The organism is Pedobacter sp. GW822-FHT03F06, from assembly GCF_058801365.1.
Genome location: NZ_JBXANE010000003.1, coordinates 92,746 through 114,856 on the forward strand (window position 1 = coordinate 92,746; position 22,111 = coordinate 114,856).

The window sequence follows — 22,111 nt, forward strand, 5'->3', positions numbered from 1 at the left end:
TTATAGATTTCTCTCCCGAAAGTTCGGGATTACGCTCCATCCGATAGCTATCGGATCGAAATGATGACCATTCGTTCGAATAAAATATTTTAAGAATTTTTCTTTACCACTTCAACCATGTGATCGATATCAAACGGTTTTTCGATAAAATCATCAGCTTTGCATTCTTCTGCCTGCTGAGGTAAATTATTTGATGTGGAAGTTAACACAGCCGATACATCTTCTGTTTCAGGGTCAGATTTAAGTTCTTTAATCACCTGTGATCCTCTCTTTTTCCCCTTAATGTGATCATCCACAATCACGACATCGGGTTCAATTTGGTCTATTTTATCTATAGGCTCGGTTGTCAATGATGCCGTAACATCAAATCCCTCCTCCTCCAATACATGGTCCATTATATCTAGGATATCTTTATTATCCTGAACAAGCACAACCTTTTTTTTCATAAATAAAACAGACTAAAATTCTCATTAAATATAAAGAAAAAGACGAGATCAATAAAAGATCTTAAAATATTTTACAAATGCTTGGTAAAAGTTTTAAGTTTTCGTCTTGAATTAATGCCTGTTCGTCGAGTATTACCTATCACTTGTATAAAAACGCAACATGGCCTGCAACGTTTTTTATTTCGCAGCGTCTTATCATCAAAACTACAACAAAAAGACTTAAACATTTAAATAACAATTAATTAACATTTAATTATTAAATAAAAATATTATGAAAACCTCAATCAAAACCCTAATCGCCTCTTCATTAACAGCAATCGTTTTATCATCAGCGATATTTACTACAAGCGTTTCTGCAACAGAAAAAGAGCCAGATGCAATTTTAAAAATATCGGCTTTTAAAAGAATTTCTGTAAAAGGAAATGTAGAAGTAACCATTATCCAGCGGAATAACCCAGGCATTTCTTATACTGATGATAACACAGGAACAGCAAAAGTGATGCAGGACGGTGATAATTTAAAAATCACTTCAACCAGCACCGAAAAAGCAAAACTAACTGTTTATGTGAACGATTTTTACAGAATTGAAGCATCAGAAAATGCAGTTGTTAAAACTGAAGGAAAACTAAGAACCAAATATCTTCAGATCTTTTTAAAAGGAAATGCACATGCCGAAATCAATACCAGCTCAGAAGGTTTATATACTGTAATTGCTGATCAGGCAGATTTAAAATTAAGTGGTTCAACGGATCAACATACTTTGGTTATGGGTAAATCACAAAAATTAACTATCGATAGATTTGCAGCTTTAAAAACCAACATCAGCGCTGTAGAAACTTCTGCAATTGAAAAAGAAATTGCTGCAATCAAATAATAAAAAAACACACAAATGAAATAAAAAAGGCTTTCTGATCAGGATCAGAAAGCCTTTTTTTGCACGGAAAATGTAAGATAGACGATGGATGCGCAAAATTAATGATATGCTAAACCTTCAGCAGCAAATCCGTCATCTCGACTGGAACGCAGTGGAATGGAGAGATCTATCTAAATAGCTTTCGCTGAACACTTCGTGGTTTTCAACTATGTTGCTCTCCGCTCGAAATGACGATCTCTTACGGTTTATTAGTGCTGTAGTACCTTCGCGATTTCCTTCTCAATGGATTTAATCTCTTTAGGTTTAAGTTTTTTAGCAGCATCTGTTTTACCTGCTACTTTACTTTCCAGGTATTTTACGCCTACCCTTAAAGCTTTTAACCCTGAAACACCCTGAAGTTCATCTAGTTCAAGCTGCTCTAAATCGTCGTTTAAATAACCTTGAACCTGCATATATTTAATATACTCCATATATTCTTTGGCTTCTTCAGGATTGAAATAAACCATTGCGATTTTATGGGGCTGCGTTAAACGTTCGGTTGTACCTTTAACCAATACTTTATCAATACGTTTTTTAACTACTTCGTAACGGATGTTGTAAGCACCTTCTACATCAAATCGACGTTCGTCGTTCCTAAAGCTAATATCAATTGCATTAGAGTGGATAAAGATCAATTGTGTGGTTTCTAATGCACGGGGCATTTCGCCAATTAATCCTTTTGATAAACGCGCAATATCGACCATTGAAGTTAACTGCCAAAGGCGGATATTTTTTAGGTACAACAGATCAAATGGACGATCTGGTGCAATTTCCTGTCCGATGTAAATATCGTACTCCACTCCATCAGTTCTGAATTTGGCAAAATAACAAGGGTATGAAGCCTGTAAATTAGCCTGCGATTTCTCCAGGTACTGACTCACTTCTGTATTAATCAGCTGCATCGAAATTTCCAGTTGCCTGCGATTTGCAAAAGCAGCACCTGTTTCTGGAACGATAACTTCGAAATAACGATCTACAAACTCAGCTGTTATCGGGTAGTTTCCTTTAATAATCGATAAGAAAGGATAAACCTCTATTTCTAAAAACTCGTTCAGTTTATTTTCTTCGTTTGATGAAGCAAAATCGCCGATGCGTTTAATCCAGTCTTTACAATTGAACAATAGTTTATCGGTAAGTTCTAAAGAAACGTGCTTACGGATGGCTTTTAAAGTCTCAATTAAACTATTTAACTGTACTTCCATGTCATCTTTTAAAGCTTTATTACGCTCTATGGTAGAATTACGGATATCGATTGCGCCAAACAGCGGATACATATGTTTAAAGGTGATCGTTTCGATTTCCTTTAATTTATGGTAACTGTTATTTTGCTGAAGAAAATGCCAAACAGCTTCGTTAAACTTCCATTGTACTGATGGTTGTAAAGCGGTAAATTTATCCATCAACACTTCGTCCATTTTCGCATCAAATTCTTCGATACTGTATTGGAAAAGCTGACCGATTAAAGGCATTGCCGGACGTAACCTTGATAAAAGTTTATCGTCAACCAATACTTCCTCGCTCGAATAAACTTCTAAAACACCGGCCAACTGCGTATTGTAGTATACAGGCAGTACTGAATAAGAGCAAACACCGGCAGCTTTTAAAACCCTTAAAAAAGGATCTTTATCAATCTGATCGTCATTGATTGAGCTTACAAAAATGGCCCTGGGATTTTCTTTATATTTATCAACCAATGAATAGAAAACTTCTTCTTCCAGATTGGATGTTTTTGCCGAATTAATCAGCATACTTTGTGAAAACTCCTGATTATCGAAAACGAGCTTATTGTTAACGGTTAAAAAAGGCATTAAACCAAATTCGAGTTTTCCGTTTCCACTAAGTGTTTTTAAAGCGTGAATTACATGCGTATAGGCTTCAGTTTGATAATTGTGATTAACAAGCGCATCGCGGATACCATCTATAGCATGTTGCAAGGTTACATCTGTTATTGAGATGATGCTGAATCCTTCAAAGTGAAAATCTTGTAAAGGCAGGTGTTTTACCAGGTATTCCAGTTCAGTTTCGTCTTGAAAATGCTTGCCCAGTTCTTCAAAATTAAGTTCAGGTAAATCGCCCTTATGCATAATATCTACAAACTTAGTATCGGTTTGAATATTGTAGTATTGTGTCAGTTTTGTTTCCTGATTAATATGAGCATAAATAATCTCATTTTTCAGTACCGAATTAAAATTATAAAAACGGCCTAAAATAACATTGTAGATAAACTTAAGTTGTTTTTTCTCAATAGGCTCGTTGTCTTTCGTTACCTTATTTTTAGGATCATGATCCTTAAAAAAATTATAGAATGCATTGGTGCTGAAGAAAATCTGATCTGGAATTGGGGTACTTAAAGCCCAAAACAAATCATCTTCATTATCCATTAAAGGGGTTAGAATAGTAAAAATTAATTCTAAAGTATCTTTATATTGGGATAAATCTTCGGCGCTGATGTTGCCAAGCAGCACATCGTCTTTTTCAATTTTTTGAAGTAAAAACCTGTAAAACTCAGATTTTACCGATTTTTCTGTTTTCAATCTGCCTTTTAAATACTCCACAAGTGGGCGAAAAGACAGAGATGATTCTACCTGGCAATGTATACATTCATTCTTATGTAGTTGTATTACATTGGTATTCATTGTATAAGTTTTGCTATAGTGTAAATTTTATAGTTATCTATTTAATTATTAATTCATTGCAAAGATACATACTCGTTAAAGTAATGTTCGTCTGCTGAACGTAATACTTGGATATTACATCTATTAATATGTTACACAAATTTAGTACCTAAAATTAAGCGAGACATATGGATACCAGCCATCAGACGAGTGCCCCATTACAAATCGCACAACTGTAAGTGATGCCGGAGCGAAATAAACGCCCCCTCCTACACCGTGGTGCCATAATGTAGAATTTTCGTCACGTTTCCAAACCCTGCCTACATCATAAAAACCCAATAAGCCAATTTGTCCGGGTAAAACATAACTAACCAGATCGCCAAGTTTGGCCCTAAGCTCTAAGTTGTTATAAAAAGTATGTTCGCCGGCAAACCTAAACTGGCGGTAACCTAAGAGATTTCCCTGCCCACCCAGATATAAGGCCTGATAAAAAGCTGGTTTACCAATGGTTATCCCTCCACCAAAACGATCTGCCAAAATGAAGTTTTTTCTGCCATCGAGGTTTTTGTACAAAGCAATACTTGCCGTAAACTGTCCGTAAGAATTGGAGTATTTGTTAACGCCTTTGTAGCCCAAAAGTTTAAAATCGACATAACTGCCCAGGGTTGGCAACAGATCATTATCGCGGGTATTGTTGGTGAAATTTACAAATGCACCTGCAAACATCTTTTCGTTTCGTACCGTTATCGAATCAGATGAATGTAAGCGTGATGGATTTTCGATAAAACGGCCATCGTTATCTTCCTGATTATATTTATAATATTGATATGACGGACCAACGCTGAAGGTAGATTTCGGACGGCGCCACCTGATTGACGCATCAACCTGATAAAGGTTGAAACGTGCACGGTAGTACCTAATGTTGTCTCCATCATTGAAAGGTGTTTCGTTGCCCAAGCCAAAGAAATTCTGTGTGTTATTTGGCGCGAAAGCATCAGCTTTTACAACAAAATCGCCTTTACCCAAAGCTTTTAACCACTCGCCTTTATAGTTAAACCTAAAAGCTTTCGTAGAAAACGAATGCAGAAATGAAACGGTCTGTGAATTGCCATAAGGCTGTTTCCTGAAACCAGGATTAGTTTGCCTGAAGATTAAACCTAATAAAAGACCATCATCTTGATTGTAACCGGCATTTAGCAACCACGAATTACGGCGGTACATATCTTTTGGGATATAGCTGAAATTCGAGGTATCATTAGAAATAATTTTTCTGATTTTATTGGCATCCTCTCCATTATAAGCTGCCTTATCGGTTCTACCGTATAACTTTACAGATCCGTTGCTGTTTGCAAAATCGTAAACTTTAGTGCCCTTGCCACCGATAATCCGCAATTTAATATTCGAGTTTTTATTGTTCAGAATCAAGCTGTCGTTACCGTTGTGCATGTACACCCTGATTTCTTTGGTTACTTTGGGATCGAATTTCCGATCGAAAAGTTCGTCTTTGATATTACCCTCTTTAGAAATTTTATTGATTTTTACGCGTAATCCATCGTTTTCAGCATCGGTAATCTGAATCAGTTCATTTTTATTGGTCACCTCGATATCCACAACACGGTTAAAGAAATGATAATACTGGTTCATTAACTTTGGCAAAGTGGCTATCCGGTTACGCATCTGGGCCAAAAAGGCATCATGATGTAATGAGTAACTTGGTTCAGGGAGTTTTTTTAGTGCTTTCTCGAAAACGGCATCGTTATAGTTTGCGCAGAAATCTTTCACAATTTTATCAAACTCCTCCTCGTCAATATTGGCGGTCCAACGGCTGCTGATTTCTCTTCCTTCCCATAAAAACCAATTGATATCTTTTATACCACGTTCGTAACCCTGCATCATAGGTAATAATGACGAAGATTGCGTGTAGCGCTGTAAAAGGCCGTCAGATCTGAAAAATACCTGGTCACGATCTCTTGGTACCGGCGAATATAGCGAACCATCTTTAGTTTTGGTTTCTTTCCAGCGCCACTGGTCTTCATGCCTGTCCCAATCGCCCAATAACACATCAAATGCCCTTGCTTTTACCCAGGCTGGTCCGTCTAATCTATTATCGTTATCGTCTGTTAGTTTTTTATCCATTTTAGGAGAACTGTCTGATTCTCCAGTGGGTTCTCTTTCTTCGAACAAACACAAAGTATTGGCAAATGCGGATTCAAATTCGCCTAAGTTGTCATCAGGAGAAACCCAGCCAATAATCGGGTTGCTGTGTGGGATACCGCCGGCCTTGGCAAGTTCGGGAACTACCAGTGCCGAAAACGGATGCTGCGCTGACATGTTATCTTTTATAATATCTTTAGCAAAAGTTTCGCGCAGTGCGGCAGGCAAAAGCACTTCAGGATATTTCTCCACGCTGCGCAATACATATTCTTTACCGTTTTTATCCTCTAACCGTAAAGAGCGCGATTGATTGCCCCCGCCGCGTTGTGTCGCTTTTAAACCACCCATCATTTGGGAAACCCTTAGTACCGGAACCTTTGTTTTTGCAGCATATTCTTTACGATAATTTTCGCCAAAAATAGCACGGTGAAAACGGCCAACGCTGTCATATTCGGGTTTAATGCGTACAAAAATGCTATCTGCAATAATCGGTTTATCTCTGTTTCTTATTATTTGAGGGATGCTTTCGAACTTTTTAATGTAGCTATAAACTCTTTTAACGCTCGTATCTGAATAAATGTAATATTCATATCGCATATCGTTGTTTTTCAACTGATCGGCAACCACATAACCTTGCTGCATTTCATGAAACAAAGATGTTTTTCCTTCTTTATTTGGCGACACCTTTGAACCCGAACCACTGATCACCTGCAATTGTTTCCCTTTAATTAATTGTAAACCATGCTCATGCCCTGCAACATAGGTTACATTTGGGTAATCGCCAAATACTCCAGTTATTGATTTAATCATATCCTTATACGCAGGGTGATTTAAATCTTCAGGGCTCAATAAGGTTGAGCGCAATAACGGATAAACAGAGCCTAAAACAGGCAAAGGGACATATAGATTTTTATTTAACGATGTGAGTGGGAAAATGTGGTTCCTCAAATTGAAATAACCGCCATGTGGCCCGTAACTCTGAAATGGGTGGTGCGAAGCTAAAAGAATAACCTTGTCTTTATTCTCTTCTAGCAACTGTTCCATCTTCACTAAAACCTCATCTTTGGTACGGCATTCGCACTCGCCATTAGGGTTCGATTTATTGTATGGAAAAACCCACCATTCGCTATCGTAAGCAATAATGGTTAATTTATCAGTTAATTTAATGGCAACAGGATCAGGGCATCCGTTTTCTGGTATTAACCTCAGTAATGGATCGTTCTGTGCTTTAAGGAAATCATCCTGTGCTTTGATTTTGGCCAAACCTTTGGGGCCAGATTTATCCCAATCGTGGTTGCCGGGAACAAAATAAACCGCAGCCCCCATTTTACGCATAGGCTCGAACTGTGAGCGTAAGATCTTTTTGGTCTCCTCTTCTTCTATACTACCCGGCAGGCCCATTCCGGTTGGGTAAATATTATCACCCAAATATACAACGGTTGTTTTTTTGGGAAGGATCTGCTTTGCAGCATTTTTTAAATCCTGCATTTGAGCAGGGTTCATTTCGCCGGCATCACCAAAAAGAATTACACGATATTTTACATCATCTTGCGCAAAGACAATGAAGTTGATTAAAAATAAAAGGGTAAAAAGGGTAAATCTTTTTATCATAGACTAAGCGTTTGTATAAAGATAGTTATTTTAAAATTTATTTTGTTCGGTAGAAAAGTCGTCATCTCGACTGAAGCGTAGCGAAATGGAGAGATCTATATTAGATTTCTCGACTGCGTTGCACTTCGCTCGAAATGACGACCTTTTGCGGGACTGCCACTTTATTATAATTCTATTGCTTAGCATCAACACGATAAAACAAATACGAATATTTACTTTTTCAATTTAAACATTAAAATGTTTCCTGCCGATAAAGTACCACCCTCGTTAGAAATATAAAGGTTGTTATCGCGATCAAATGCGATACCTTCTGGTTGGTTAAAGAAGTCTCCTTTTAGCGGATATGTTGCTTTAATTTTGAAGTTTGCATCGGTAACGACCAATAATTTATTCATTGACGAAAGCACATACCACTCGTTAGTTGAGGGATTTTTAGCCAAAGCAGACGGACGGAACTTAATTTTGGCTTCGCCAGATAAGTCAGCTATTTCTTTATAAGGTAATGCAAAAGTTCCACTTGCAGTAAATTTGCCATCGGCATATTTAAAGGCATAAATATCGGTTTGATCGCTTTTATTTTTCTTAATTTCTTTAGTTAAAACATACACGAGACCTGTTTTTTCGTCAGCGGCTAAGCCTTCGTATTCGGCTTTAGGAACTAAGTCTTTGGTTTTAACCACATTTGCAACTTCTGGTTTATTGATCTCACTAATGGGAAAGCTATGTAGTTCGCCATTACTTTTTAACACGATTACGGTATTATTTAAGATAGCCAGATCTTCATAATCGCCTTTACCTCCAAATTTGGTGAACTTCGATTCTTTATCGGTTAAGCCCAGATGAAACAAATCGCCGTCTTCGTCCTGTATCGCAAATACTTCTTTAGGGTCGTCATTATGAAATACAATTCCAGAAATTTCGAAGAGATTTTGGGGCATATTATACTTTACCGGGTTTGATAAATCGTAAGGAAGACTTGATTTTTCTGCTCCTCCTGTTGAAACAGTTTCTGTTGAATCGTTCTTTTTATCATCACGATTACCATTTACGCACGAAATGCCTAAAAAGGCAACTGAAATTAGTAAGCTAGAGGCCAGGAAAGTTTTATTGTATTTCATAAGGGGTAAATTTAATGTCCATGGTCTGTGTCCCCACAGACCATCAATAAGTAAAATCATGTGGTCTGTGAGGACACAGACCACGGGTTATTTATTTTTTAATAATTGATAAATATCGTGTTGAGACTCTACAGGAGTACCGCTGCTTTTAACAGGAATGTTATCCATGTTTTCATCTATACAAACGGCCTGAACGTTATCTTGTTTTTGAATTTCGATAATATCTATCATCTCTTGCTTAACCTGCTCGTTATAAATCGGGAAGCAAACTTCAATTCTTCGATAAATATTCCGGTTCATCCAATCGGCAGAGCCTAGGTATACATCGTTTTTACCTAAATTATGAAAAATAAAAACACGCCCATGTTCTAAATAACGGTCTACAATACGGGTAACCTTAATATTTTCGCTCATCCCTGTTATGCCAGGAATTAAGCGGCAAATGCTCCGGACAATCAGTTCGATCTTTACACCTGCCGATGATGCCTCGTAAAGTTTATCGATCAATACTTTTTCTTCAAGATTATTCATTTTAATGGTAATACCCGATGGTTTACCTTGTTTGGCATGTTCAATTTCGCGATCTATCAAATCAAGAAAAACTTGCTGTAAATTAAACTGTGCTACCAATAAATGGTTGAATTTAATCAGATCGGACGAGGTAGGCTTAACCCTTTTGGCCAGAAAAATAAAAAGCAGCTCCACTTCACGCAGCATTTCTTTATTAGCCGTCATTAAAATATGATCGGTATAAAAAGCGGCTGTACTTTCGTTAAAGTTTCCGGTAGAAAACAAACCAGAATAACGCATTCTATCGCCTACCTGGCGTTTTACCAGGGCTACTTTGGCATGAACTTTTAAAGCAGTTACGCTATAAATAATATCAACGCCTACCTCTTTCATTTTCTTGGCCCATTTGATGTTGTTGGCCTCATCAAAACGGGCTTTAAGCTCTACCAAAACGGTAACTTTTTTGCCATTTTTTGCAGCGCTGATTAAAGCATTAACAATTTTCGAATCGCTGGCTACACGATAAAGCGTAACATAGATTTCCCGAACATCAGCATCAATAGCTGCTTCGTTAAAAAAACGCAATACACTATCGTAACTCTGGTAAGGCGTATGTACGATAATATCGTTTTTATAAATGGCCTCAGTTAATGATCCATCTATGAGGTCGGTATTGCAGATTTTTGGCCAGTTTTGGTTGGATAATTTTGGCGAATTTACAGGGAAGCCCATGAAATCTTTCAGGTTATGGTACTGTCCGCCTTCCATCCTATTCGCCTTTTTAAGGTTGAAAAGCTTTTTGAGCAGTTCGAAAACGTTTGCCGGTATGCCTGGTTGATGGAGAAAACGTGTAGCTAAACCAGAATCGCGTTTGAGCAACTGCTTCTCTAATTGTTCGGATAAACTGCCCGAATATTCATCTTTCAGGTCAATTTCGGCATCTCTGGTAATTTTGAAACTATAACATCCGGTAACTTCGGCTTCAGGAAAAATACGGTCTAAATGAAAACGAACGATATCATCCAGAAAAACAATGAAGGTTTCATCACCTGATTCTACTTTATAAAAACGGGCTAACTGGTTGGAAGGAATATTTAAAATAACAACTTCTGCATCTTCTTTCTTTTTTAACGTAATCAGAAAGTACAGTTCATTATTTGAGGGAAAAAAATTGGTATCAGCATTTATGTAAACCGGCTGCAAAAAGGCCATTACCTGACTCAAAAAATATCGGGTTATATTTTTCTGAATTTCTGCAGGGAATGGCTGTCCGTAAATTAAGTTTATCTTATTCTCTTTAAGTAAGGGAATAAGATCTGATTTAAGTACTTTCCCGTAACGCTGTTGCTGTTCTGAAATAAGCTGATTTGCCGTATTGAGCAAATTATCATCAATCCGGATATCGGTATTTTCCTTATTGCTCAATTTCTCTAAAGCGAGTAACACTGGCATCCTTACACGATAAAACTCGTCGAGGTTGGAAGAGAATATCGACAAAAACTTAATGCGTTCTAAAAGTGGAACAGTATTTCGCTCGGCTTCCATTAAAATACGCTCGTTAAATTTTAACCAGCTTAAATCTCTATTAAAAAAAGAGGTTTCTACAATCTGTTCCATTAAAGTTTACCGTAAGCTGCGTAAGCAATTACAAAGGCAAATACTGCAGCAATTAAACCAAACATGAAAATATTATAAGCCAGGCGGATCAGTTTATATTTTCTGCCCAAAACTACGCCTTGCGAGTATACATCGGTGATTAAGGTCCCATATAAAAAGTCTTTATCGTTCATCACCTTAATCATTCCATCGGTATAACTGGGCAAACTCATTTTATAAAAGTTACCAAAAAACAATAAGTTTACTTTTTTCTTATCCATATCTTCCTGCGTAAACTCTCCCTTGGGGATAGATGGGCGGGTTGATAAAATGGAAACCACCACACAGGTTAAACTCACTACCAATAAAATAAATGTGGGTATAATCAGGTTGCCATGGTCTTCCAATCGCCTTAGCAACAAACTCACGATCAAGGAAAGCATGATCGAATTTACGGTGATCAGAATATGGGCCTTGTTATCGGCCATGTCGCTCAACCTTTGGTTATTGGCAGAGGTAATCCTAAACATGGTTTCGATACCTTTATCAGGCCGATCGTCTTTACCTTTTTTCTTTTTATCTTTATCTTTATCTTTATCTTTCTCAATAACAGGGGCAAAATTTACAGGTTCTGCCAATTCGGTACTAATTTCTTCCTGCGCTGTTAATTTACTTTTCAGTTTGCTGATATTTTTCTGTTTTTGATCGCTCAACAACAGATTGGCATAATCGGTATGGTAATGATGCGATTCCATAAACTGGATATCTCTTTTACGCCAATCAAGCTTACTGATATCTTTTTTATAGATCAATTCATTTTCCTTGTGCATCAATTTCCCTTTTGCACGAAAATCGGGCAACCCCAAATGGAACAGATCCGCATCGCAAAGGATTTTATCGATTTCATTTTTAGGCTTCTGTGGAATTTTAGTCGCCAGTATTGCACTTTTAACATGGTCACGGATTTCTTGATTGACCTGATGTTTCGCTAAAAAATCATCAGCCAGTTCTGCTCCTTTTGCTTCGTGGTTTAGTGCATCTTCAAAATATCCTGTATCGTGAAAATAAGCCGCAACAGTTACGGAGAAAAAATCCTGTTCATTAAGCTGGTAATGATTGGCGATTTGCTGCGCAGCATTTACCACTTCTTGCGTATGTTCGAGGTTATGATAAACCAGGCGAGGATCGTTATGGGTATGGAAGTAATCGCCAACGTGCTTTTCTACATCTTCCTGCAATTTTTTATAGTTCATGAGCGTATTAGGGGTTGCGATAATTTATTATAACGAAGGAAATGCATTTCTTGAAAATGTTTAAAGATGAAAACTGTAATATTTTTTTATGATTATAAAATTACGCTAATTTTTTAAAAACAACGCTGATCTCCCCTTAACAATAATAATGCCCAGTTTATTTTACAATTAGATTTAAAAATGCGAGAGTTTTAGCACTATAATATCATGCAGTCGCATTAATTTTTGTTAAAAAAAGATAATAATCTGGTATAAATGGCACATTTATTAGCTTCAGAAAAATCTAATTTGCAATATTAGCTTATGGTTGATAATACCATCTAAACTTTACCCAAATAAATAATGAAAAGAAAAAACACACTTTTTTTTTTACTCTCAATGGCAGTAGGTCTAAACAGCTTTGCACAGAAAACGATAGAAATTACTACAAAAAGTAATGTACTGATCTTGGAAACAGATCGTGATAACACCTTATTATCGACCTACCTTGGCAAAAAACTAGACAATGCGAGCGAATACCCAAGCATACAAGCATTAGATAAATACAAACCCGGCTCTGATGACCTTTTAAATAAACGTGAAGCTTATATTGCTTCTGGTTCGCTTAATTTATTAGAACCTGCCTTAACTGTAACCCATGCTGATGGAAACAAATCTACCGTTTTAACATTTTCGGATGTAAAAACCGAACAGCTGGATCAGAACAGAAAATTAACCAGCGTAATCCTCAAAGATTTAAAATACAATTTTCAGGTTACCTTAAAATACCTGGCCTATTTTAATGAAAATGTAATTGAGCAATGGACCGAAATTGAACATAAAGAAAAAGGCACAGTAGTATTAAACAAATATGCTTCGGCAAATCTTACCCTGAGTGGAAAAAAATTCTTCCTTAAAAACCAGTATAGTGGTGCCACACGCGAAATGCGATCGGAAGAACAGCAATTGCTACATGGCATAAAAACAATCGATTCTAAATTAGGAACCAGAACAAACCTGCTTCATTCTTCTTCTTTTATGGTTTCGATAGACCAGCCTGCCACCGAGGATATGGGCGAAGTAATTGCCGGATCGTTAGCATGGACAGGAAACTTTAAATTAGATTTTGAAACTTTCGACGAATATTACCTCCGCGTAACTGCCGGGATTAATAATTTTTCGTCGAACTATACTTTAAAGGCTGGCGAAAATTTCGTTACCCCGCGCTTTATTTATACTTATTCATCGGCAGGAAAAGGTTTAGCCAGCAGAAATTTGCATGATTGGGCCAGAAATTATCAAATATTAGACGGAAAAGGCCAAAGATCTACCATCTTAAACAACTGGGAAACCACTTATTTCGATTTTAATGATGAAAAATTAAATGAATTAACAAAGGATACCAAAAAGTTAGGGGTTGATGTTTTTTTATTGGATGATGGCTGGTTTGGAAATAAATACCCACGCAATGGATCTACTTCCGGCCTCGGAGATTGGCAGTATAACAAGCAAAAATTAAAAAATGGCATCAGTACTTTGGGTAAAGAAGCCACAGCAAGTGGTGTAAAATTTGGTATCTGGATAGAACCCGAAATGGTTAACCCTAAAAGCGAACTTTATGAGAATCATCCCGATTGGATTATCAGACAGCCTGAAAGAAAAGAATATTACATGCGCAACCAGTTGGTGTTGGATTTAACCAACCCTAAGGTTCAGGATTTTATATATAAAACAGTAGATGATCTTTTTAAGGAAGTGCCAGAAATAGCCTTCATTAAATGGGATTGTAACTCCTTAATATACAACGCCAACTCTCCTACCTTAAAAAACCAGGATCATTTTTATCTTGAATATATCAGGGGACTGAATATCGTATTGGATAGGATTAGAAAAAAATATCCTAAAACACCAATGATGCTGTGTGCCGGAGGCGGTTCGAGGGTAGACTATGCTGCGCTACAACATTTCACCGAATTTTGGCCTAGCGATAATACGAATCCCTACGACCGCATCTTTATTCAGTGGGAATATTCGTATTATTTCCCTTCTATTGCTGTAGATAACCACATTACCGATATGGGTAAACAGCCTATTAAATTTAAAACAGATGTGGCCATGATGGGAAAACTCGGTTATGATGTACGTGTAAATGAGTTAAGTAAAAATGATTTGCTTTTTAGTCAGAATGCCGTTAAAACCTATAATAGCTTTAAAGATATTATCTGGCATGGCCAGCAATACCGTTTACAGGATCCTTACGAAAATAAAATAGCTTCAATTGCTTACGTAAGCGAAGCAAAAGACCAGGCTATTGTTTTTAACTATCATGTGGCAACCCTTTTCACCAATGGTGTGATATTACCGATTAAACTAAAAGGATTAGACCCCGCCAAAAAGTATAAAATAGAAGAAATTAACCTTTACCCTGGTGCTAAATCGCCAATTGACAGTTCTAAAATTTACTCTGGCGACTTTTTAATGAAGGTAGGCTTTAATCCAGAAGCCAATGCTTACAGAACCAGCGTGGTTTTAAAGGTACAGGCGGTATAAACTATTTAAAAAAACATAACCTTCTCATGTTAAGGGTGGCTTTTCGCCTCCCTTTTTTTATATAGCCCCATAATACATTTTTATGAAAAAAAATACGTCTTTAGCGTTTGCAGCATTGTTTTTATTCGTGAAGCTGCCTTATCATTTAAAAACAAAAAAAGAACAATCGCCTTTTTTTTTTGCCATTATGGATATTATATCAACTAGCGCTCCATTTTATCTTCCTTGGCTAAGTATTCACTAGGCATACAACCATAGTACTGTTTAAATGCAGTAGAAAAATAAGAAGGAGAATTGAATCCACACATATAGGTAATCTGTGCAATGGTATATCGTTTGCTCTGCATTAGTTCAACAGCCTTACTAAACCTGATCCTTTTAATAAAATCGGTTGCTGATTCTCCAGTAATTGCCTTAAATTTTAGATAAAGATTTGATCTGCTCATGCCAATTTCCCGACTGAATTTATCCACTGAAAAATCAGAATCCGAAAGGTACTTTTCTACAATCGCTATCGCTTCTTTCAAGAATTCTTCATCTAATGTATTAAATGCTAGATTTTGAGGAACGATTTCATTACTTCCGCCGTAATATTCTTTTAATCGTTTACGCGATTTTAACAAACTGGCTATTTTAGCGCCAAGCATATCTATAGAAAATGGTTTGGTAATGTAATCGTCGGCCCCCATTTCTAAACCCTTAATCTGCTGATTTACTTCTGTTTTAGCGGTTAACAGGATCACTGGAATATGGGAAGTATTAATATTTTGTTTCAGCCTTTTACAAAAATGCAAACCGTCTAGTTCGGGCATCATCACATCGCTTACAACCAAATCAAATTGCTCTTTTTCTAAAATATCCAATGCCATTTTACCATCAAAAGCAATCGTAACTTCATAAGTTTCTTTAAAATAATCTTGCAGGTAATCTAAAATTTCTTTGTTATCATCAACCAAGAGCAGTTTACTTCTTTGCCCGTCATTTAAATTGGATTCAATTATCAAAGATTGCTCGGTATACATCAGGTTATTTTCGGCTATCGCCTCCTCTTCAGGCACTATCGAAAGCTCATAACGCATACTTTCGGTCTGTAGATCCTCTTTGTAAACAGCATCTGCCATTGGGATGGAAACTGTAAATTTACTGCCTTTTCCAAGTTCACTTTCTGCTTTAATTGATCCGTGATGAAGTTCTATCAGTCTTTTGGTAAAGGCTAAGCCGACACCCGAGCCTAAATTCATTTCCTGATTATTAACCTGATAAAAGCGATCAAAAACCTTTGCGATATCATCTTCTGAAATACCCACCCCCGTATCGGTTACGGTGATAATGGCGAAATTGTTCAGCGTGGATAATTCGACACTGATCTTATTATGTATACTGGTATATTTAAATGCATTTGATAAGAGGTTGAACAATATTTTCTCCATGGCATCATTATCAAAATAGAAAGATAATTTTGCTTCGCTTGAATGGTAGGTATATTGTATCTGGTTTTTATCAGATAGTGGTTTAAACGATTCGTAAACCTCATGGATAAAACTTACGATATCACTTTTGCTAACTTTTAGCTTTCTTATACCTGTTTCCGTTTTTCTAAATTCAAATAATTGATCAACAAGGTTGTATAAACGTTTCGCGTTAATCAACATCATTTCGTGCCGTTTGTTAATCAATTTATCTTCTGAAGGCTTTTTAATCAACTCTTCTAATGGAGCCAGGATAAGCGTAAGCGGCGTTCTTAACTCGTGTGACACATTGGTAAAGAAATCCATTTTAACCTGATTGATATAGCGTACTTTTTCTTTATCAACCCGTTCTAGCTTAAGCTGATGTAAGGCCTTAATTCTTTCGGCAATAATTCTATATGCAATATAACCACCAACTACAAAGGCAACAAACATTAACAAATAAAACCAGGTAGCGTTATACCATGGTGGCAATATTATAATTTTTAAGGTTCTTACCGCACTGGTTTCGCCATTTGGTCCTACCGCTTTAATTAAAAAAGTATAACTGCCTGCCCTGAGGTTATTATAGGTTATTTTTAAATCTTCGGTATGTTGCCAGTCTTTATCAAAACCATCTAACTTGTACAGGTATTTGGTTCTATTTGCAGAAATATAATTGAAGGTATTGAAATGGATGGTAAATTGTTTATACTCTGCCGCAAATTCGAGTTGGCTGCTTTGATCGATATGGTTCTCGAGTATTTTGGTTTCATCGCCACTGGTTACACTGTTATTAAATACCTCGAGGCCTGTAAAAGTTAATTTCAAAGGTAAGGGTTGTTGTTTAATATTAGATGGGTAGAAATAAGAAAGCCCTTTAATTCCTCCGAATAATAACATGCCATCGCTGGCTTTGCAAAAAGCATAATCATTAAACTGGTTGTTCTGTAATCCATCAGTTTCATCAAAAGCTTGCGAAGTTTTCGTTTCAGGATTGTAACGGATGAGCCCCCTGTTGGTAGAAACCCAAATATTGCCTTCATTATCGGGTTGCAAACCATAAATGGTTCCTTTTATAAAGTCTTTCCGGTTTTTATAAGTTACAAACGATTGCTGGTTCTCATCATATAAAATTAGTCCTTCCCTCGAACCAATCCATATCCGCCCATTTTTATCTTCTGCAATACAACTAATTACATCATCGCGCAGCTGATTATTGAGATCATTACCAAATAACATGTTATCTGGATAAAACAGGGTAACGCCATTGGTTGTACCAATCCATATCCGATGTTTACTATCCTCAAAAAGGTAGGTTATGTCATCTGAACTGGGCCTTTTCCCTGCCTTGTCTAAATGAACATGTGTAAAAGTCTGACTTTGAGGATTAAACTGATCTAAGCCAGAGCGTGTTCCGATCCAGATCCTGTTTTTATAATCTTTCAATATACTATAAACCAGATCGCCCGCTAGACTATTCGGATCGCTTTCGCTATGGCGGTACCGCTTTACGTTACCGGTATTCGGATTTAAGATATTTAATCCACCATTGTGCATCCCAACCAAAAGATTCTGATCATTATCAAAAGCAATGGCTTTAATGTTGTTTGCGCTTAAGCTATTGGCATTGTTCTCGTTATTGGAAAAATAGCTAATGCTATTGGTGGCCCTGTTCCAATAATTTAAGCCTTTATCATTCGTTCCGATCCAAAAATTACCTTTCGAATCTTCCTTAATGGCACTTACTACTTCATCATTTAACGATAGCCTACCTGTATTCTGGCTCAGCAGGTTAAATTTGATATCGTTTTTATGGTAATAGTTAATACCACCGTAATAGGTACCCAACCAAATGCCATTTTGTTTGTCTTTAAAAAAACAGCGCACCGAATTTTGGCTGATGGTATAAGGTTGAGAAATTTGGTGAAAATAATTTTCGAAAGTATTGGTATTGGGATCGAAAATAGACAAACCTCGAAAAGTACCCAACCATAAATTACCATCCGTATCTTTCCCTACGCACCTGATATTGTTATCGGCTATACTTTTAGTGCCTGGCGAATGAAGGAAAATATTTTTCTTTTCAGTTTCGAAATTATATTGAATAAGTCCTTTACCTTCGGTAGCTACCCAAAAAACATCTCCATCGATATACACATCGTTAATAGCGGGTTTATCGGTTCCCAAATCAATTTTTACCAGTTTATTTTTCGAACCCGTCATTTTAAAAAGGCCAACTTCGGTACCGATTAGAATGTTTTGTTTCCAGCTTCCAACATAAACAACTCTTTTAATGCCTGTATTAAAAGAATCGTAATTAACCTGTTTAAACTGCGATTCGCCCATAGCCAGTTTAAAAATACCTCCAACAACAGAAGTAGCCCAAATATTATGCTGTGGATCTTCAGTAATAGAGGAAACATACCATTCGCCCAAACTACGGGGCAGTTTATAATTGATAAAACTATCGGTAGCATAATTATAGCGGCTTACCCCTTGGTTGCCACCTATCCACAAAGTACCTGTATGATCTATAAAAAGCGTACGAGTATAATAAGACTGTATGCTTTTAGGATCTGATTTTATTGGCCGGTAAACCTTAAAGCCTTTACTGTCGTAACGGTTAAGCCCGTCTTGTGTTCCTATCCATACGAAACCTAGCGTATCTTGTTTAATGGCAAAAACAGTACTTTGTGATAAACCCTTTTCTACAGAAATATTTCTAAAATGCCGACTGTTTATCTGCGCACCAGCTTCATAGAAAATGCAAAAAGCAAAAATCACGATGAAAAATAACTTACTCAACAGCGCTAATTGTTTAGTGAACTTCTTGTTTTCTAAAATATCTTTCCGCAATATCATACCTCGTCTTTTATCTGGATTGGATTAAGCCCTTCAAGTTAATAATTTCTTAACAAAAGTTTAGTAACGAAAAGGTTAAACTGGCAAAAAACAAGTTTTAATGCATGTGCAACATAAACGTAACGCCAGCTATAATCAATTAAAAATCAGCAGAAATAAAACCCAAAACACAGCTAAAACCGTTACATTTCTTAGTTAAAACGCTCTGGCAAAAAAACACACAAAGTTTAGTTAAAATAAACAGCTACATCAGGTAATATCCTGGTTGACCTAGCTGTTAATGTTGAGCTGTTATTTTAATTCGGGATCGAACTTAACCACATCCGGCAGTTCATCCACTACTTCTTGTTTGTTCATTTTAGCACCCTCCATTTCCAATAATAAACTGCTGTTCTTAATTTGATTACGATATGCTTTATTGTGATACACAACAGGCAGGTTTCCGTAATTAAACAAGGACGCTAATTGTTGATCAAAAACCTGCAGGGCTGCTGCTTTATTTCCATCCAGTTGTGCCTGTATATCCCAGTTGCCAACTTTTAAACGACTCAGGCCATTGACAGATGAAATGGTTTTAATTATTTCCGGTTTACCGTCTTTAATTTGTATAATGGTTAAGTACCTGAATTTTTGGGCTGGTAAAGAAGTGATGCCTGCATGCCATTGGTTAGTGTATTCGATGAGTTTTCCATCAGCGTCAGTTAGTTTGTTCCAATTTATTGGCTGTTCGTAAAATTTATCATGTACATCTATTTTTAAGGCACTATTTGCAAATATACTGGCCGTTACGTTACCCACGTTGTTTGTTACGGTAAAGTTTTGGCGGTTCGCATTATCGCTTTTATCCGCTTTGATAACATCATATGGTGTGTGGAACTGCGTTGTCCATTTTACAGGCTTATTAGCTTCCAGTTCATCATAAAGCAAAATATAACCACCATCTAACTGCAACATGTGCCTGCGGTACAGGGTCACCCCACTTTCGCCGTAGCCATTGGCCTTATTAGGTTTTAGGTTGATTTGCTCAAACCGGTTTAACCAAAATTCGCTTTTAATATCGCCATAGGCATTGCTGGCATCGCCCAAAGCGTACTGAATATGATTGCCAGAAATGGCACGGGGTATCCAGCCATAACCTTCTTCACCCAGTTTTTGGTTCAGGCTATCGGCCAGAATGGTATTATAAGATTTTGTTGAACGGTAGTTAAGCAAGTTATGTTTATCACTGAAATTGCTGTAATATCCGGCACCGCCGAAAATAATTTTGCCTTTATAATTAATGGTGAAGGCATTTTGAGAGGCGTGGCCGTGGCCCGAAGAACCAAATGGATTGCTCAACAAGAAACTGCTTAAACTTTTATCGGGATTTGCCAAATCCTGGTACATCGCCACCACACCCACATCAGCAAATTTGCGGGTTTTGGGCAAATTTGCTGGCGAAGTTGCTTGTAATTTCCGATCAGGCTTATAATTCAGCAATCGATATAAAAGATATTCGTCAGTACTGGTAAAATATTTGGGGTTGCGTTTTTTAGCTTCATCAACGTACCAGTTTAAATAAGGGTTATCCATCCTGAAAGTTAGCGCATCGGTAAACCAGGCCTGTCCCCTGCCACCGGTTGGGTATTTCTCCCACATATCGCCGGTGGCCGTATTACCAGCACCCACCGGATTTGTGTACAGCATATAATACGGCAGGTTTTGCATCCATGGCAGGTTAAAATAATTTACGCCGCTAAAATCGCCAAACATTTGCGACAGATAAATAATAGCCCTGAAGTTTACCATAAAATAGCCATTGGCCTCATGCCAGCCACCATCAGTAGTGCCTAAAACTGGGAACCTTGCCGTCCAAACTTCGTACAGATAAGTTAACCATTCTTTGGCTTCGGGTACATCGTTTATTACCGCTACGGTAGCAATGGCAAGATTGGCCATGGTAATTTGCCATACGTGGTTATCGCTGACATGAAGTTCGAAACGATTGGGCAGACGATCGTACACCAGTTTAGCACGTATGGTAATCGCCTTTTTGAACATTTCTTTTTCTTGTGGCGATAAAAAATCATAACCAGCATCGTAAAACCAGCCCAACGACTCTAACACTACTCCGTTGTTAAAATCGCTACCCGTGGCTGGGGCACTGGGGTCCATATTGATGATGTTCAAAGCCCTGCGTTTGGCATCCAGAATAAAACGTTTGTCTTTACTTAGTTGATAAGCGATACACAGATTACTGATCGGCTTGCCTACCAAATCGCCAAAACCGTGATACATACGCTCTACCAATATTTTTTTCTCCAAAGGACTTTTACCAGTGGTATCAATTACCCGCATCGGTTTTTCGGCAGGCAGGGGTACATTCATCAGCTTTGTGGCAAAAACGATAAATTTTTTGGCCTCAGGGTTTTGGAGGTTATTTTTATAAAAATCTTCGCCAATGCGATGCATGCCCCACAGTAAGGGATGCTGGCCTTCGTTACGCTTTAAAACCTCGCTTATTGGTGGCGATACCTCCTGATTGGCATATTTGGCATCAACCACAAAATTATAAACTGGCGACCAGTTCCATCTATTATTTCCTTTTAAAGCATAACCATATTTCCAGAACCATTTACCAGGTTTTAATGCCTGATGTAAAGGATAAACTGCCCAACGCTGTTCGGCACTGACAATTATATTATTTTTAAAATCTTTATCGGTGGCTAACATCACTTTATAGCGCACATTGCCAATGCCTGGATCTTCGGGCACTTCGCTCCCACTCTCCATTGGGGTAACCATATTTTTACCATTGGTGCTCGGCCACAATAAAGCGGGTGCATTAGTAGGAACGGTAATTCCGTTTGCCGGATAAGGCCACTCGCGAACACGGGCGTGTAACTTCTCAGCGCTTAGTTTTATAATAGCTGAATGTTGCTGAGCTAAAATATTTCGTGAGAGTAATGATAAGATTAGGATAATTATTTTTTTCATCAGTTGTGGTGCTGAGTTTAATATTGCATTCTTTTTTATTTGGGCGTGTCCATGCGGGTCAGGCTATTCGCTACAAG

At 37.4% G+C, this 22,111-nt stretch carries 10 protein-coding genes; 2 read left to right on the forward strand and 8 right to left on the reverse strand.

Annotation, left to right across the window (positions count from 1 at the left end):
• Positions 1-89: 89 nt before the first annotated feature.
• Positions 90-446 (reverse strand): response regulator, encoded by a 357-nt coding sequence (locus AC1RJ8_RS05905; RefSeq protein WP_492953194.1) that lies wholly within the window; start codon positions 444-446, stop codon positions 90-92.
• A 271-nt stretch (positions 447-717) separates the two neighbouring features.
• Here AC1RJ8_RS05905 and AC1RJ8_RS05910 point away from each other — a divergent pair, with 271 nt between their 5' ends.
• A complete protein-coding gene (locus AC1RJ8_RS05910; protein WP_492953193.1) occupies positions 718-1,320 on the forward strand; it encodes a GIN domain-containing protein in 603 nt (200 codons plus the stop codon).
• A 248-nt stretch (positions 1,321-1,568) separates the two neighbouring features.
• On the opposite strand, the gene AC1RJ8_RS05915 is transcribed toward AC1RJ8_RS05910, so the two are convergent.
• The 5 genes from AC1RJ8_RS05915 to AC1RJ8_RS05935 form a co-directional block, all read right to left on the reverse strand.
• The gene (locus AC1RJ8_RS05915) at positions 1,569-3,893 is read right to left on the reverse strand and encodes a GAF domain-containing protein (RefSeq protein WP_492953192.1); all 2,325 of its coding nucleotides are present in this window, start codon (positions 3,891-3,893) and stop codon (positions 1,569-1,571) included.
• 243 nt (positions 3,894-4,136) lie between these two features.
• Positions 4,137-7,739, reverse strand: a complete 3,603-nt coding sequence (locus AC1RJ8_RS05920) for a BamA/TamA family outer membrane protein (protein WP_492953191.1) — start codon at positions 7,737-7,739, stop codon at positions 4,137-4,139.
• Between the two features lie 212 nt (positions 7,740-7,951).
• Positions 7,952-8,857: an SdiA-regulated domain-containing protein gene (locus AC1RJ8_RS05925; RefSeq protein WP_492953190.1), complete on the reverse strand. Its 906-nt coding sequence runs from the start codon at positions 8,855-8,857 to the stop codon at positions 7,952-7,954.
• Positions 8,858-8,944: 87 nt separating this feature from the next.
• Positions 8,945-10,984 carry a polyphosphate kinase 1 gene (gene ppk1, locus AC1RJ8_RS05930; RefSeq protein WP_492953189.1) on the reverse strand — a complete coding sequence of 680 codons (2,040 nt, stop codon included), beginning with the start codon at positions 10,982-10,984 and terminating at the stop codon, positions 8,945-8,947.
• Entirely contained in the window at positions 10,984-12,216 is a 1,233-nt protein-coding gene (locus AC1RJ8_RS05935; RefSeq protein ID WP_492953188.1) for a Pycsar system effector family protein, read from the reverse strand. The genes ppk1 and AC1RJ8_RS05935 overlap by 1 nt, the downstream gene beginning before the upstream one ends.
• A 342-nt stretch (positions 12,217-12,558) precedes the next feature.
• On the opposite strand from AC1RJ8_RS05935, the gene AC1RJ8_RS05940 reads away from it, so the two are divergent.
• Positions 12,559-14,745 (forward strand): alpha-galactosidase, encoded by a 2,187-nt coding sequence (locus tag AC1RJ8_RS05940; RefSeq protein WP_492953187.1) that lies wholly within the window; start codon positions 12,559-12,561, stop codon positions 14,743-14,745.
• 203 nt (positions 14,746-14,948) lie between these two features.
• Here AC1RJ8_RS05940 and AC1RJ8_RS05945 read toward each other — a convergent pair whose 3' ends face one another.
• Both AC1RJ8_RS05945 and AC1RJ8_RS05950 read right to left on the reverse strand, forming a co-directional pair.
• Positions 14,949-19,058, reverse strand: a complete 4,110-nt coding sequence (locus AC1RJ8_RS05945) for a two-component regulator propeller domain-containing protein (protein ID WP_492953186.1) — start codon at positions 19,056-19,058, stop codon at positions 14,949-14,951.
• Positions 19,059-19,349: 291 nt separating this feature from the next.
• On the reverse strand, positions 19,350-22,034 hold the full coding sequence (locus AC1RJ8_RS05950; protein ID WP_492953185.1) for a DUF4962 domain-containing protein: 2,685 nt from the start codon (positions 22,032-22,034) through the stop codon (positions 19,350-19,352).
• Positions 22,035-22,111: the final 77 nt, after the last annotated feature.

What these genes read in the sequence shown, in the direction of transcription:
- AC1RJ8_RS05905 (WP_492953194.1), bottom strand. Translation starts at nt 446, where the DNA reads ATGAAAAAAAAGGTTGTGCTTGTTCAGGATAATAAAGATATCCTAGAT.
- AC1RJ8_RS05910 (WP_492953193.1), top strand. Translation starts at nt 718, where the DNA reads ATGAAAACCTCAATCAAAACCCTAATCGCCTCTTCATTAACAGCAATC.
- AC1RJ8_RS05920 (WP_492953191.1), bottom strand. Translation starts at nt 7,739, where the DNA reads ATGATAAAAAGATTTACCCTTTTTACCCTTTTATTTTTAATCAACTTC.
- AC1RJ8_RS05925 (WP_492953190.1), bottom strand. Translation starts at nt 8,857, where the DNA reads ATGAAATACAATAAAACTTTCCTGGCCTCTAGCTTACTAATTTCAGTT.
- ppk1 (WP_492953189.1), bottom strand. Translation starts at nt 10,984, where the DNA reads ATGGAACAGATTGTAGAAACCTCTTTTTTTAATAGAGATTTAAGCTGG.
- AC1RJ8_RS05935 (WP_492953188.1), bottom strand. Translation starts at nt 12,216, where the DNA reads ATGAACTATAAAAAATTGCAGGAAGATGTAGAAAAGCACGTTGGCGAT.
- AC1RJ8_RS05940 (WP_492953187.1), top strand. Translation starts at nt 12,559, where the DNA reads ATGAAAAGAAAAAACACACTTTTTTTTTTACTCTCAATGGCAGTAGGT.
- AC1RJ8_RS05945 (WP_492953186.1), bottom strand. Translation starts at nt 19,058, where the DNA reads ATGATATTGCGGAAAGATATTTTAGAAAACAAGAAGTTCACTAAACAA.
- AC1RJ8_RS05950 (WP_492953185.1), bottom strand. Translation starts at nt 22,034, where the DNA reads ATGAAAAAAATAATTATCCTAATCTTATCATTACTCTCACGAAATATT.